The 230-nt window shown below is 61.3% G+C and carries 1 protein-coding gene; it reads left to right on the forward strand.

Annotated features, from left to right (window positions below; all coding sequences use genetic code 11):
- Positions 1 to 230, forward strand: a 230-nt coding sequence (locus tag DIE08_RS35410; protein ID WP_148096116.1) for an RHS repeat domain-containing protein, incomplete at both ends; no start/stop codon positions are given.

The raw sequence follows: 230 nt of genomic DNA on the forward strand, positions 1-230 counted from the left end.
TACGCCTATGACGAGAACGGCAACCTGCTGGAGCACATCCGCGCCGATGGTTCGGTTGTGCACTACGCCTGGGACACGCAGGACCAGCTCATCAAGATCAGCGACGCCGAAGGTGGTCTCTGGTTGCGCGACTACGATACCCGCGGTCGGCTCACGGAGGCCATCGACCCGCTGGGCAACAAGACGGAGTATGCGTACAACTTGATGGGGTTGCCGATCGGCATCACCGA

It is taken from the genome of Burkholderia sp. Bp9004 (genome assembly GCF_003858025.1).
Taxonomy (GTDB): Bacteria; Pseudomonadota; Gammaproteobacteria; order Burkholderiales; family Burkholderiaceae; genus Burkholderia; species Burkholderia diffusa.